The 14,856-nt window shown below is 69.3% G+C and carries 12 protein-coding genes; all 12 read left to right on the forward strand.

What is annotated here, in order from left to right:
- The first annotated feature begins 308 nt into the window (after window positions 1–308).
- On the forward strand, window positions 309–1,310 hold the full coding sequence (locus E1292_RS30600; protein ID WP_220447135.1) for an ABC transporter substrate-binding protein: 1,002 nt from the start codon (window positions 309–311) through the stop codon (window positions 1,308–1,310).
- A 70-nt stretch (window positions 1,311–1,380) separates the two neighbouring features.
- Window positions 1,381–2,892, forward strand: a complete 1,512-nt coding sequence (locus E1292_RS30605; protein WP_132599177.1) for a sugar ABC transporter ATP-binding protein — start codon at window positions 1,381–1,383, stop codon at window positions 2,890–2,892.
- A complete protein-coding gene (locus E1292_RS30610) occupies window positions 2,889–3,902 on the forward strand; it encodes an ABC transporter permease (protein ID WP_132599179.1) in 1,014 nt (337 codons plus the stop codon). Before E1292_RS30605 ends, E1292_RS30610 begins: the two co-directional genes overlap by 4 nt.
- The gene (gene yjfF, locus E1292_RS30615; protein ID WP_181958320.1) at window positions 3,899–4,882 is read left to right on the forward strand and encodes a galactofuranose ABC transporter, permease protein YjfF; all 984 of its coding nucleotides are present in this window, start codon (window positions 3,899–3,901) and stop codon (window positions 4,880–4,882) included. Before E1292_RS30610 ends, yjfF begins: the two co-directional genes overlap by 4 nt.
- 195 nt (window positions 4,883–5,077) lie before the next feature.
- Window positions 5,078–6,196, forward strand: coding sequence for a multiple monosaccharide ABC transporter substrate-binding protein (gene chvE, locus E1292_RS30620; protein ID WP_132599181.1), 1,119 nt, complete (start codon window positions 5,078–5,080; stop codon window positions 6,194–6,196).
- Window positions 6,197–6,256: 60 nt separating this feature from the next.
- The gene (mmsA, locus tag E1292_RS30625) at window positions 6,257–7,786 is read left to right on the forward strand and encodes a multiple monosaccharide ABC transporter ATP-binding protein (protein WP_132599183.1); all 1,530 of its coding nucleotides are present in this window, start codon (window positions 6,257–6,259) and stop codon (window positions 7,784–7,786) included.
- Window positions 7,787–7,791: 5 nt separating this feature from the next.
- On the forward strand, window positions 7,792–9,051 hold the full coding sequence (gene mmsB / locus E1292_RS30630; RefSeq protein WP_181958321.1) for a multiple monosaccharide ABC transporter permease: 1,260 nt from the start codon (window positions 7,792–7,794) through the stop codon (window positions 9,049–9,051).
- Window positions 9,052–9,084: 33 nt separating this feature from the next.
- Window positions 9,085–10,122, forward strand: coding sequence for a LacI family DNA-binding transcriptional regulator (locus E1292_RS30635; protein ID WP_439331913.1), 1,038 nt, complete (start codon window positions 9,085–9,087; stop codon window positions 10,120–10,122).
- Window positions 10,123–10,160: 38 nt separating this feature from the next.
- Window positions 10,161–11,798, forward strand: coding sequence for a ribulokinase (gene araB, locus E1292_RS30640; RefSeq protein WP_439331914.1), 1,638 nt, complete (start codon window positions 10,161–10,163; stop codon window positions 11,796–11,798).
- A 104-nt stretch (window positions 11,799–11,902) separates the two neighbouring features.
- The gene (locus tag E1292_RS30645) at window positions 11,903–12,550 is read left to right on the forward strand and encodes an L-ribulose-5-phosphate 4-epimerase (RefSeq protein ID WP_132599185.1); all 648 of its coding nucleotides are present in this window, start codon (window positions 11,903–11,905) and stop codon (window positions 12,548–12,550) included.
- Window positions 12,547–14,001, forward strand: a complete 1,455-nt coding sequence (gene araA / locus E1292_RS30650) for an L-arabinose isomerase (protein WP_132599187.1) — start codon at window positions 12,547–12,549, stop codon at window positions 13,999–14,001. Before E1292_RS30645 ends, araA begins: the two co-directional genes overlap by 4 nt.
- Before the next feature lie 162 nt (window positions 14,002–14,163).
- A partial coding sequence (locus E1292_RS30655; RefSeq protein WP_132599189.1) for an FAD-binding protein occupies window positions 14,164–14,856 on the forward strand: 693 nt, incomplete at its 3' end.

Raw genomic sequence — 14,856 nt, forward strand, 5'->3', positions numbered from 1 at the left:
ACTGTTAGCGCTAACAAAGAAGTGAACGCTAACAAGGCCGATTCGCGACACGTTAAGGACCGTCCCCGGGCCCCGTCAAGGGTTGATCCGCGTGACCTGACCGTAATCCGGCGGCCCCTTGACGCGACCCTTTGTTAACGTTCACAGTCGGGGCCAGACCGGGAAAGGAGCGCGGCCGCGGAACCCGTCCTGGGGGTTCCGGCCGCCGCTCGCGACGCGTCAAGCAAGAGAGGGTGACCGGCAGGAAGGTAGGAGGCGCTGGCGGCCCTTTCGGCATGTTAGCGCTCACATAGGAAGGGACCCCCCACGTGTTGAAGAGGATCTCGGCGCTGGTGCTCGCCGGGCTGACCGCGATGTCGGTGGCGGCGTGCGGAAGCGGCGGCAGCGGCAGTGCCGGCTCGGACGGCGGAGACGGCTCGGGCGGCGGAGACGGCTCGATCACCATGGGCTTCTCCCAGGTGGGAGCGGAGAGCGGGTGGCGCACCGCGAACACGAAGTCCGTCCAGGAGTCCGCCAAGGCGGCGGGCATCACGCTCAAGTTCTCCGACGCCCAGCAGAAGCAGGAGAACCAGATCAAGGCCATCCGCTCCTTCGTCCAGCAGAGGGTGGACGTCATCGCCTTCTCTCCGGTGGTGGAGTCGGGCTGGGACACGGTGCTCAAGGAGGCCAAGAACGCGAAGATCCCGGTCATCCTGACGGACCGCGCCGTGGATTCCAAGGACACCACCCTGTACAAGACCTTCCTCGGTTCGGACTTCATCGAGGAGGGCAAGAAGGCCGGCCAGTGGCTGGTGGAGGAGTACAAGGACGTCACCGAGACGGTGAACATCGTCGAGTTGCAGGGCACGACCGGCTCGGCGCCGGCGAACGACCGCAAGGCCGGCTTCGCGGAGGTCATCGGGGCGGAGCCGAAGTTCAAGATCATCGCCTCGCAGACCGGTGACTTCACCAGGGCCAAGGGCAAGGAGGTCATGGAGGCCTTCCTGAAGTCGAACCCGGACATCGACGTGCTCTACGCGCACAACGACGACATGGGCCTGGGGGCGATCGAGGCGATCGAGGGCGCGGGCAAGACGCCCGGCCAGGACATCAAGATCATCACTGTGGACGCCGTCAAGGACGGCATGCAGGCGCTCGCCGACGGGAAGATCAACTTCATCGTCGAGTGCTCCCCGCTGCTCGGCCCGCAGCTGATGGACCTGGCCAAGAAGGTCGTCAAGGGCGAGCAGGTGCCCGCCCGCGTGGTGACCGAGGAGACGACGTTCACCCAGGAGCAGGCCAAGCAGGTCCTGTCCACCCGCCAGTACTGACCGCCCGGTCCGGCCGCCCGGGGGGCCGCCCCCGCCCGGGCCCGGCCGTCACATGCGAAGGGGAGAGCGTATGGCCGTACCCGCGCCGGTCCTGACGATGAGCGGGATCGGCAAACAGTTTCCGGGCGTGAAGGCCCTGGACGGCGTGGACCTGCGGTTGTCACCCGGAGAGGTGCACGCGCTCATGGGAGAGAACGGCGCGGGCAAGTCCACCCTGATCAAGGTGCTCACCGGCGTGTACCCCGCCGACACGGGCACCATCGAGCTGGACGGCGCCGCCGTGGCGTTCGGCAGCCCCCTGGAGGCGCGGCAGGCCGGCATCAGCACGGTCTACCAGGAGGTCAACCTCTGCACGAACCTCTCAGTCGCCGAGAACGTCCTCATCGGCCGGGAGCCGCGCCGCCTGGGCCGCATCGACTGGAAGCGGATGCGGGCCAGGGCCGCCGAACTGCTGTCGCGGCTGGAGCTGAGCCTCGACGTGTCGGCGCCGCTGTCGTCGTACTCGCTGGCGATCCAGCAGATGGTGGCGATCGCGCGGGCGCTCGACGTCGACGCGAGGGTGCTGATCCTCGACGAGCCCACGTCCAGCCTGGACGCGGGGGAGGTCGAGCAGCTCTTCATGGTGATGAGGCGGCTCAAGGAGGAGGGCATCGCCATCCTCTTCGTCTCCCACTTCCTCGACCAGATCTACGAAATCTCGGATCGTATGACGATCCTTCGCAACGGCCGGCTCGTCGGCGAATACCTGACCAGCGAGCTCAGCCAGGTGCAGCTCGTCGCCAAGATGATCGGCCAGGAACTGGACGCGCTCGAACGCCTGCACGGCGAGGCCAGGGTCTTCGACCGCCCGCTGATCGAGGCGCGCGAGCTCGGCAGGGCGGGCGCCATCGAGCCGTTCTCGCTCACCGTCCACGAGGGCGAGGTCGTGGGCCTGGCCGGGCTGCTCGGCTCGGGCCGTACGGAGATCGCGCGGTTGTTGTTCGGCGCGGACCACGCGGGCACGGGCGAGATCGCGGTCGGCGGAGCGCCGGCGTCGTTGCGCACGCCGCGCGCGGCCATGCATCACAGAATCGCGTTCTGCTCGGAGAACCGCAAGGCCGACGGGCTCATCCCCGACCTCACCGTGCGCGAGAACATCATCCTGGCCCTCCAGGCCACCCGGGGCTGGACGAGACCGGTGCCGAGAGAGCAGCAGGACGAGCTGGTCGGCAGGTACGTCAAGGCGCTGAGGATCAGCCCGCCCAACCCCGAGCACCTCGTACGCGACCTCAGCGGCGGCAACCAGCAGAAGGTGGTGCTGGCCAGGTGGCTCATCCTGGAGCCGCGCCTGCTCATCCTGGACGAGCCCACCCGGGGCATCGACGTCGGCGCGAAGACGGAGATCCAGCGGCTGGTGGCGGAGCTGTCCGACGGCGGCGTGGCGGTGCTGTTCATCTCGGCCGAACTGGAGGAGGTGCTGCGGCTCAGCCACAAGGTCGAGGTGCTGCGCGACCGGCGGCTGGTGGCCGAGCTGCCCAACGACGCCGAGCTGACCACGGACGTGCTCATGGAGACGATCGCGAGCGGGGGCAGGGACTCATGAGACGGCTGCTCTGGCCGGCGGTGGTCCTCGTGCTGCTGCTGGCGCTCAACGTGTTCTTCACCCCGAGCTTCTTCTCGATCCAGGTCAGGGACGGCCACCTGTACGGCAGCCTGATCGACATCCTGCGGTTCGGCGCCCCGCTGATCCTGGTCGCGCTCGGCATGACGCTCGTCATCGCCACCGGCGGCATCGACCTGTCGGTGGGCTCCGTGGTGGCCATCTCCGGCGCGCTGGCGTGCCTGCAGATCAGCCAGGACGCCGGCGTGTTCACGGCGGTGGCGCTGGCGCTCGGGCTCTGCCTGGTGCTGGGAGCGTGGAACGGGTTCCTCGTCGCGGGCATCGGCATCCAGCCGATCATCGCCACGCTCATCCTCATGGTGGCCGGGCGCGGCCTGGCCCAGCTCATCACCGGCGGGCAGATCATCACCGTCAACAGCGAGGCGTACAAGGTGATCGGCGGCGGCTACTGGCTGACCGTGCCGTTCGGCGTCCTGATCGTGCTCGCCGTGCTGGGGATCACCGCGTTCCTGACCCGGCGGCTGGCGCTGGGGATGCTGATCGAGTCGGTCGGCGGCAACGCCGAGGCGAGCCGGCTGGCCGGCATCAGGTCGCGCGGGATCATCCTCATGGTGTACGCGTTCGCCGCGCTGTGCGCCGGCGTGGCCGGGTTGATGATCAGCTCGAACGTCTCCAGCGCCGACGGCAACAACGCGGGCCTGTGGATCGAGCTGGACGCCATCCTGGCCGTCGTGATCGGCGGCACGTCGCTGGCCGGCGGCCGGTTCTCGCTCGGCGGCACCGTGCTGGGCGCGCTCATCATCCAGACCCTGACCACCACCGTCTACTCGATCGGCGTGCCGCCGGAGACGACGCTGCTGTTCAAGGCGCTGGTCGTGACGGCGGTCTGCCTCATCCAGTCGCCGTCCTTCCGCGAGAAGGCGTTCCGCCGGCGCGGGCGCACCGCACCGCCCAGCCCGGCTCACGAGGAGAAGGTGCGGGTGACCGCATGACGACGACCGCGATCGGCCGGACGTCCGTCCCGGCCAAGTACCTGCCCGTGCTGGTGACCGGCTGCCTGTTCGCGGCGATGTTCGTGGCGGGCGGGATCCGCTACGAGGGGTTCGCCAGCGGGCAGGTGGTGCTCAACGTCTTCATCGACAACGCGTTCCTGCTGGTCGTGGCGGTGGGGATGACGTTCGTGATCCTGACGGGCGGCATCGACCTGTCGGTGGGCTCGGTGGTGGCGCTGTCGACGATGATCGCGGCCAGCCTGATGGCGGGGCCGGGGTGGCCGCCGTACGTGGTGATTCCGCTGGTGCTGGCGATCGGGTCGGGGCTGGGGCTGGTGATGGGCGCCATCGTGCACGCCTTCGACATCCAGCCGTTCATCGTGACGCTGGCGGGCATGTTCCTGGCGCGAGGGTTGTGCTACACGATCGGGACCGACTCGATACCGATCGAGGACGCGACGTTCACGGCGTTCGCGCAGACCAGGATCGACCTGTTCGCCGATCTGTGGATCTCACCGAGCGTGGTCATCGCGGTGGTGGTCGTGCTCGTGGCGGCGTACGTGCTGCACTACACCCGGCTGGGCCGCTCGGTCTACGCCACCGGCGGCAGCGAGCAGTCGGCGATGCTGATGGGCCTGCCCGTGGGCCGGACGAAGATCGCGGTCTACACGATCAGCGGCTTCTGCTCGGCGCTCGGCGGGGTGCTGCTGTCGTTCTACATGCTCTCCGGCTACGGTCTGCACGCCGTGGGCATGGAGCTGGACGCGATCGCGGCGGTGGTCATCGGCGGCACGCTGCTGACGGGCGGCAGCGGTTTCCTGCTCGGCACCGTGCTCGGCGTGCTCGTGCTCGGCCTGATCCAGACGATCATCAGTTTCGAGGGCACGCTCTCCTCGTGGTGGACGAAGATCTTCATCGGCCTGCTGCTGTTCGTCTTCATCCTGTTGCAGCGGGTGTTCTCGGCTCGCACACGCCGTTGACCTGCGAGGAGACGTTTCGGGATAGTTACCGGTCGGTTATGGGCGACCGTTGACAAGGGCTTTGTTAACGATAACAATCGGGCGGTGGTGAATGCGAAACTTGTTGTTATTCGTCACGTTCTGTGATGGGAATCACCGCTTCATCGGCAGCCGCCGCGTCCAGCGCTGCCGCGACCCCCTTCGCAAGGAGATGACATGAGGTTGGGACGAATCGGGGGCGTGGTGTCCGCCATCGCGCTCGCCGTGACCATGACGGCCTGCGGCTCGAGCACGAAGACGATCGACGCCGAAGCCTCCGCCTCCGCCGCGGCCGGCAACGCCGGCGCCCTGGTCGGCGTCACGATGCCCACCAAGTCGTCGGAGCGCTGGATCCACGACGGCGACAACGTCAAGGAGCAGCTCGAGAAGCTGGGCTACAAGGTCGACCTGCAGTACGCGGAGAACGACATCCCCACGCAGGCCAACCAGATCGAGAACCAGATCACCAAGGGCGCCAAGCTGCTGATCATCGCCTCGATCGACGGCACCGCCATCACGTCCCAGCTCCAGCAGGCCGCCGACAACAAGATCCCGGTCATCGCCTATGACCGGTTGATCCGCAACAGCCCCAACGTCGACTACTACGCCACGTTCGACAACTACAAGGTCGGCGTGCAGCAGGCGACCTCGCTGCTGAAGGGCCTCGGCGTCGCGGACGGCGAGAAGGGCCCGTTCAACATCGAGCTGTTCGGCGGCTCGCCCGACGACAACAACGCCACGTTCTTCTGGAACGGCGCCATGTCCGTGCTCCAGCCGAAGATCGACGACGGCACGCTCGTGGTGAAGAGCGGCCAGACCGACTTCAAGACCGCCGCGATCCTGCGCTGGGACCCGGCCACCGCGCAGAAGCGCATGGAGGACATCCTCACCAAGACCTACACCGGCGGCCCCAAGGTCGACGGCGTGCTCTCGCCGTACGACGGCCTGTCGATCGGCATCCTGTCGGCGCTCAAGAGCTCCGGCTACGGCCGCAGCGGCCAGGCGTACCCGATCGTGACCGGCCAGGACGCCGAGCTCGCCTCGGTCAAGTCGATCATCGCCGACGAGCAGTACTCCACCATCTTCAAGGACACCCGCGAGCTCGCCGAGCAGACCGTGAAGATGGCCGACGCCGTGCTCAAGGGCGGCAAGCCCGAGGTGAACAACACCAAGGACTACGACAACGGCAACAAGGTCGTGCCCTCGTACCTGCTCGAACCGGTGATCGTGGACAAGAGCAACTACAAGGACGTCATCATCGGCGGCAACTACTACACCGAGGACCAGCTCAAGTAGGGGCCCGCGCCCCGGGGACCGCCCGGTCCCCGGGGGCACCCGGCTATGAGCGAGGGGCTTATGACCGAGCAAATCTTGCGGATGAGCGGCATCACCAAGACCTTCCCCGGCGTCAAGGCGCTGCAGGACGTCAATCTGTCCGTCCGGCGGGGCGAGATCCACGCCATCTGCGGCGAGAACGGCGCCGGCAAGTCGACGCTGATGAAGGTGCTGTCGGGCGTCTACCCGCACGGCGGCTACGAGGGCGAGATCACCTTCGAGGGACGGCGGTGCGAGTTCGGCGGCATCCGCGACAGCGAGCGCGCCGGCATCGTCATCATCCACCAGGAGCTGGCGCTCAGCCCGCAGCTGTCGATCGCCGAGAACATCTTCCTCGGCAACGAGCGCGCGAGGCGCGGCCTCATCGACTGGAACCGCACCAACTACGAGGCCGCCACGCTGATGAAGCGGGTCGGGCTGCGGGAGAACCCGACGACGGCGATCGCCGACATCGGCGTGGGCAAGCAGCAGCTCGTGGAGATCGCCAAGGCGCTGGCGAAGGAGGTGAGACTGCTCATCCTCGACGAGCCCACCGCCGCGCTCAACGACGACGACTCCGCGCACCTGCTCGACCTGCTGCGCGGCCTGCGCGACGAGGGCATCACCTGCGTGATCATCTCTCACAAGCTCAACGAGGTGACCGCGATCGCCGACTCCGTCACGATCATCCGTGACGGCCGCACGATCGAGACCCTGGACATGGCCGCCGACCAGGTCACGGAGGACCGCATCATCTCCGGCATGGTCGGCCGCGCGCTCGACAACCGGTTCCCGCCGCACGAGCCGACGATCGGCGACGAGGTGCTGCGCGTCGAGGACTGGACGGTGTACAGCCCCAGCCAGCCCGGCAGGAAAGTGGTCGACGGCGCCGCGCTCTCGCTGCGCCGCGGCGAGATCGTCGGCCTGGCCGGGTTGATGGGCGCCGGTCGCACGGAGCTCGCGATGAGCGTCTTCGGGCGGACGTACGGGGTGCACATCACCGGCAAGATCTTCAAGGACGGCAAGCCGATCGAGATCCGCAACGTCCAGGACGCCATCAGGCACGGCATCGCCTACGCCACCGAGGACCGCAAGAGATACGGGCTCAACCTGATCGAGGACGTCAAGCGCAACATCAGCGCCGCCGGGCTGCGCGGGATGTCGAAGCGCGGCTGGGTCGACGAGATGCAGGAATATCGCGTCGCCGAAGAGTTCCACAAGAGCATGAACATCAAGGCGCCCAGCGTGTCGAGCATCGTCGGCCAGCTGAGCGGCGGCAACCAGCAGAAGGTCGTGCTCTCCAAGTGGATCCTCACCGAGCCCGACGTGCTCATCCTCGACGAGCCCACCCGCGGCATCGACGTCGGCGCCAAGTACGAGATCTACACGATCATCAACCGCCTGGCCGACCAGGGCAAGGCCGTGCTCGTGATCTCCTCCGAGCTGCCTGAGCTGCTGGGCCTGTGCGACCGCATCTACACGCTCTCCGAGGGCCGCATCACGGGCGAGGTGCCGCGCCGGGACGCCACGCAGGAACGCCTCATGCACCTCATGACCAAGGGACAGGAGTAGCTCACATGAGCAGCATCACGCCCGCCGACGTGGAGGTCGGCGCCAAGGGCGACGGAGGATCGCCACGGCAGCCGGGCCGGGTGTCGCTCGGCGGGCTGTCGCTCAACCTGCGATCGAGCGGCATCTACATCGCCTTCGCGCTGATCGTCGCGCTGTTCTCGGTGCTGACCGACGGAGCCCTGCTCACACCGCAGAACATCTCGAACATCATCGTCCAGAACTCCTACGTGCTGATCCTCGCGATCGGGATGATCCTCGTCATCATCGCCGGGCACATCGACCTGTCCGTCGGCTCGGTGGTCGCGGTCACGGGCGGGCTGGCCGCGGTGCTCATGGTCAACATGAGCGTGCCGTGGCCGCTGGCCCTGCTGATCACGCTGGTGGCCGGAGCTCTCATCGGGGCCTGGCAGGGCTACTGGATCGCCTATTTCGGGATTCCGGCGTTCATCGTGACGCTGGCCGGCATGCTGCTGTTCCGGGCGCTGACGCTGACCGTGCTCGGCAACCAGGGCATCGGCCCGTTCCCCGACCAGGTCCGCACGCTCGCCAACGGCTTCACCAGCGGCTATCTCGGCAACATCGGCCTCGGCCTGCTCGGCGGCGCCGACCTGTTCAGCCTGCTCGTCGGCCTCGTCGCCGTCGCCGGCATGGTCGCCGCCCAGTGGCGCTCGCGCGCCGCCCGCCAGGGGTACGGGCAGACGGTCGACCCGATGGCGCTGTTCGTGCTGAAGATGGCGGCCGGCGCCGCGCTGATCCTCTTCCTCGTGGTGCAGCTGGCTCGGTTCAACAACCTCCCGTGGGTGCTGGTCCTGCTGGCCGTGCTCGTGCTGGCGTACTCGCTGATGGCCGGCAGGACCGTGTTCGGCCGGCAGATCTACGCGATCGGCGGCAACCTCCAGGCGGCGGTCATGTCCGGCGTACGCGTCAAGTCGGTGGTCTTCTGGATCTTCGTGAACATGGGCGTGCTGTCGGCCATCGCCGGGATCATCTTCGCCGGCCGGCTCAACCAGGCGGGTCCCACGGCTGGCAACGCCTTCGAGCTGGACGCCATCGCGGCGGCGTTCATCGGCGGGGCGGCCGTCCAGGGCGGCGTCGGTAAGATCGTCGGCGCGATCACCGGCGGTCTGATCATGGCCGTCATCAACAACGGCATGTCCCTGATCGGCTCGCCGAGCGAGCGGGTCATGCTCGTCAAGGGCGCCGTGCTCCTCGCCGCGGTGGCCTTCGACGTGTGGACCAAGCGCAGGGCGGGCGCCGCGCGCTAGCGGAACCTGCCCGGCCGAGTGAAAGGAGAGACCGTGACGACCCCCAAGCGCCGTCTGCCGGTCATGGCTGACGTGGCCAAAGAGGCGGGCGTCTCGCACCAGACGGTCTCCCGGGTGCTCAACGACCACCCGAACGTCCGGGCCGACACCCGCGCCAGGGTGGAGGAGGCGATCATCCGGCTGGGCTACCGGCGCAACCTGGTCGCCCGCGCCCTGGTCACCAAGCGGTCGAGGACGCTCGGCGTGGTGAGCTTCGACACCACGCTGTACGGCCCGGCCAGCACGATCTACGGCATCGAGCAGGCGGCCAGGAGCGCCGGCTACTTCGTCAGCATCGTCAGCCTGAAGTCGATCGACGCGGCCGGCGTCCGCGACGCCATCGACTACCTCGCCGAGCAGGGCGTCGACGGCGTGGTGGTGGTCGCCCCGCAGCGCTCGGCCGCGCGTGCCCTGGAGAACCTGCCGTCCGGCATGCCGGCGGTGGCGGTCGAGGGCACGCACAGCGCGGACGTCTCGGTGGTGTGCATCGACCAGATCGAGGGCGCCAGGCTCGCCACGCGGCACCTGCTCCAGCTGGGCCACGAGACCGTGTGGCACGTCAGCGGCCCGTCCGACTGGCTGGAGACCGAGGGCCGGATCCAGGGCTGGCGCGCCGCGCTCGAGGAGGCCGGCCGGGACGTGCCCGAGCCGCTGGCCGGCGACTGGAGCCCGCGCGCCGGCTACGAGGCGGGCAAGAGCCTGGCGCGGATGGACGGCGTCACCGCCGTCTTCGCGGCCAACGACCAGATGGCGCTCGGCGTGCTGCGCGCCCTCAGCGAGGCGGGGGTGCGCGTACCCGACCAGATCAGCGTGGTGGGCTTCGACGACATCCCCGAGTCGGAGTTCTTCTCGCCGCCGCTCACCACGGTCAGGCAGGACTTCGACGTGGTGGGCAGGCACTGCATCGAGGTGCTGCTGCGGCAGATCGACGCGCCGATCGACGCGCCGATCGACGGGGGGCCCTCCGCGTACGAGCGCCTGGTCGTGCGTCCCACCTTCGTCGTCAGGTCGAGCACCGCCCCAACTCGGTAGATGATGGGGATGCCCCCGGATAACCCCTGGAGTCCAATGTGAACGCTAACACCTACGTGGTCGGAGTGGACTTCGGCACCCTCTCAGGGCGTGCCGTCGTCGTCCGCGTGCACGACGGCGCCGAGCTGGGCAGCGCCGTCCACGAGTACACCCATGGCGTCATCGAGACGGAACTGCCCGGCTCCGGCGTACGGCTCGGGCCCGACTGGGCGCTGCAGTCGCCGCAGGACTGGATCGACGTGCTCAGAACCGCCGTGCCCGAAGCCGTCGCCGCCGCGGGCGTCGCGCCCGATCAGGTGATCGGCATCGGCACCGACTTCACCGCCTGCACCGTGCTGCCTGCCACCGCCGACGGCACGCCGCTGTGCTTCGAGACGCCCGCCGAGCCGCACGCCTGGCCCAAACTCTGGAAACACCACGCCGCGCAGCCGCACGCCGACCGGATCAACGACCTGGCCGCGCGCCGGGGCGAGAGCTGGCTGCCCCGCTACGGCGGCAAGATCTCCTCCGAGTGGGAGTTCGCCAAGGGCCTGCAGGTCCTCGAAGAGGCCCCCGACGTGTACGCCAGGTCCGAGCGCTGGATCGAGGCCGCCGACTGGATCATCTGGCAGCTCACCGGCGTCGAGAGCCGCAACATCTGCACCGCCGGCTACAAGGGCGTCTTCCAGGACGGCCGCTACCCGTCGGAGGAGTTCCTCGCCGCGCTCAACCCCGGGTTCGCCGGGTTCGCCGCCAAACTCGCCACCGGCGAGGTCGGCGACCAGGCCGGCGGCGTCACGCTGGCCCCGCTCGGCGGCCTCGCCGGCCGCCTGACCGCGCGGGCCGCCGGATGGACCGGGCTGCCCGAGGGCGTGGCCGTCGCCGTCGGCAACGTGGACGCCCACGTCACCGCCGCCGCCGCCGACGCCGTACGGCCCGGCCAGATGGTGGCCATCATGGGCACCTCGACCTGTCACATCATGCCCAGCGACCAGCTCGCCGAGGTGCCCGGCATGTGCGGCGTCGTCCAGGACGGCATCGTGCCCGGCCTGTGGGGGTACGAGGCCGGGCAGTCCGCGGTCGGCGACATCTTCGCCTGGTTCGTCGACTCCTTCGGCACGGACGGGCACGAGCAGCTCACGTCGCTGGCCGAAAAGCAGGCCGTGGGGCAGCACGGGCTGGTGGCGCTCGACTGGTTCGGCGGCAACCGCTCGGTCCTCGTGGACCACAACCTCTCCGGGGTGATCGTCGGCCAGACGCTGGCCACCAAGCCGGAGGACGTCTACCGCGCGCTCATCGAGTCCACCGCCTACGGCGCCCGCATGATCGTGGAGACGTTCGAGAAGTCCGGCGTGCCGGTCGACGAGTTCGTCGTCGCCGGCGGCCTGCTCAAGAACCCCTTCCTCATGCAGGTCTACGCCGACGTGCTGCGCCGCCCCCTGTCCGCCATCGGCTCCGACCAGGGGCCCGCGCTCGGCTCGGCCATCCACGCCGCCGTCGCCGCCGGCGCCTACCCCTCGATCGGGGAGGCGGCCGCGGCCATGGGCAAGCGCACAGAGGCCGCGTACGTGCCCGACCAGGCCCGCGCCGACGCCTACGACCGGCTCTACGCCGAATACCGCAGGCTCCACGACTTCTTCGGAGACGGGCAGATGCTGCACACCCTGCGCGCGATCAGGAACGAGGCCCGCTCGTGAGCCGCGAGGGAGTGCCGTCGCCCGGAGGAGCGGCGGGAGCGGAGCGACCAGAGTGGGGGAGGGTGGCGGCGTCGGGCGAGCGAGCCGCCGAGCGGGGTGAGGCCATGAGGAGCACGGTCGCGGACCTGCACGCGGAGCTCGTGCGCTACAACCTGGTGGTGTGGACGGCCGGGAACGTCTCGGGGCGGATCCCGGGCGAGGACCTGTTCGTCATCAAGCCGTCCGGCGTCTCCTACGACGAGCTGACCGCGGCGAACATGGTCGTGTGCGACCTCGACGGCAACCTCGTCGAAGGCGGGCATTCGCCGTCCAGCGACACCGCCGCGCACGCGTACGTCTACCGCACGATGCCCGACGTGGGCGGCGTCGTGCACACCCACTCCACCTACGCCTCGGCGTGGGCCGCCCGCGGCGAGGCCATCCCCTGCGTGCTGACGGCGATGGCCGACGAGTTCGGCGGTGAGATCCCGCTGGGCCCGTTCGCCCTGATCGGCGACGACTCGATCGGCCAGGGCATCGTGGAGACGCTCAAGGGCCACCGTTCGAAGGCCGTGCTCATGCGGAACCACGGGGTGTTCAGCATCGGCAAGGACCCCAAGGCCGCCGTGAAGGCGGCGGTGATGTGCGAGGACGTGGCCCGTACCGTCCACGTGGCCAGGCAGCTCGGCGAGCCGCTGCCCATCCCGCAGGACGACATCGACCGCCTCTACGACCGCTATCAGAACGTCTACGGACAGAGGAGCCCGCGTTGAACATCTGGTTTCTGACCGGCAGCCAGGGACTTTACGGTGACGACACGCTGTGCCAGGTGGCCGAGCAGTCCCGGCGGATCGCCGAGCAGCTGCCCATGCCGGTGGAGTGGAAGCCCGTGCTGACGGACGCGGCGGCGATCCGGCGCATCATGCTCGAGGCCAACGCCGACGACTCGTGCGGGGGCGTGATCGCGTGGATGCACACGTTCTCGCCGGCCAAGATGTGGATCGCCGGGCTGGACGTGCTGCGCAAGCCGCTGCTGCACCTGCACACGCAGGCCAACGTGGAGCTGCCGTGGAGCTCCATCGACATGGACTTCATGAACCTCAACCAGGCGGCGCACGGCGACCGCGAGTTCGGCCACGTGCAGACCCGCCTGGGCGTCCCGCGCAAGACCGTGGCCGGGCACGTCAGCGACCCGTCCGTGGCCGGGCGCATCCTCACCTGGGTCCGCGCCGCCCGCGGCCTGGCCGAAGTGCGCACGCTGAAGCTGGCGCGCTTCGGCGACAACATGCGCGACGTGGCCGTCACCGAGGGCGACAAGGTGGAGGCGCAGCTGCGCTTCGGCGTCTCCGTCAACACCTACGGCGTCAACGACCTGGTCGAGGTCGTGGACGCGGCCGCCGACGCCGACGTGACGGCGCTGGTCAAGGAGTACGCCGAGCAGTACGCCGTCGCGCCCGAGCTGCTCGGCGAGCGTCACGAGTCGCTGCGTTACGCGGCCAGGATCGAGCTGGGCCTGCGCGGCTTCCTCGAGGCCGGCGGCTTCAAGGCGTTCACCACCAACTTCGAGGACCTCGGCGGCCTGCGCCAGCTGCCCGGCCTGGCCGTGCAGCGGCTGATGGCCGACGGCCACGGCTTCGGCGGCGAGGGCGACTGGAAGACGTCGGTGCTGCTGCGCACCCTCAAGGCCATGTCGCCCGGCGGCACCTCCTTCATGGAGGACTATACCTACCATCTGACGCCGGGCCAGGAGCTCATCCTGGGCGCGCACATGCTGGAAATCTGCCCGTCCATCGCCGCCGGCACCCCGTCGTGCGAGATCCATCCGCTGAGCATCGGCGGCAGGGAGGACCCGGTCCGGCTGGTCTTCGACGCCGAGCCGGGCCCCGGCATCGTGGTCGGCCTGGCCGACATGGGTGACAGGTTCCGGCTGGTGGCCAACGAGATCGACGTCGTGGCCCCGCCCGAGCCGCTGCCCAAGCTGCCGGTGGCCCGCGCGGTGTGGCGGCCCCGCCCGGACCTGCGCACGTCCACGGAGTCGTGGCTCACCGCGGGCGCGCCCCACCACACGGTGCTGTCCACGGCCGTCGGCCGGGACGAGCTGACCGACCTGGCCGACATGCTCGGCGTCGAGCTGGTGATCATCGACGCCGAGACGACCACCGAGCGGTTCGCCAAGGAGCTGCGCTGGAACCAGGCGTACTACCGCCTGGCCCAGGGCTTCTGACCGGCCGCGACACCACGAGGGGCACCGGGGCGGCGGCCTCTCCGCGCCGCCGCCCTGCCCGCCGTGGGGGTGGTGCGCGGCATTGGGGGCGGCGTTGGGGGGCGGCGGTGCGGTGGCACCCCGCCAGGATCGACAGAGGATGTCTGTGGCAAGGTGAGGGCCGTGACGCTGACCAACTGGGCGGGCAACACCGCATTCCGCGCTCGAAACGTGCACCATCCCACCTCCCTCGACGAGCTCCAACGGCTCGTCGCCGCCAGTGCCCAGGTGCGGGCGCTGGGCAGCGCTCATTCCTTCAACGAGGTCGCCGACGCCACCGGCGACCTCGTGGTCCTGGACCGCATGCCCGACGCGGTGGAGATCGACAGCGCGGCGGCCACGGCCAGGGTTCCTGCGCGCATGACGTACGCGCGGCTCGCGCCGGTGTTGCACAAGGCGGGGTTCGCGCTGGCGAACATGGCCTCGCTGCCGCACATCTCGGTCGCGGGCTCCGTCGCGACCGGCACCCACGGCTCGGGGGAGGGCATCCCCAGCCTGGCCGCCGCCGTGTCCTCGCTCGACCTCGTCACCGCCGACGGCTCGATGCTGACGCTCTCCCGCGGCGACGCCGACTTCCCCGGCGCGGTGGTGGCGCTCGGCGCGCTCGGCGTCGTCACGTCGCTGACGCTCGACCTCGTGCCCGCCTTCGAGCTGCGCCAGTACGTCCGCGAAGGGCTGCCCGTTGAGGCGCTCGGCGACTTCGACGAGATCATGGCGAGCGGCTACAGCGTCAGCCTCTTCACCGACTGGCGCGACACCCGCGTCTGGCTGAAGCGCGCCGACGAGCTGACCAGCCCCGACTGGTACGCCACCCGC

This window comes from Nonomuraea deserti, assembly GCF_004348685.1.
In the GTDB taxonomy this organism is placed as follows: Bacteria; Actinomycetota; Actinomycetes; order Streptosporangiales; family Streptosporangiaceae; genus Nonomuraea; species Nonomuraea deserti.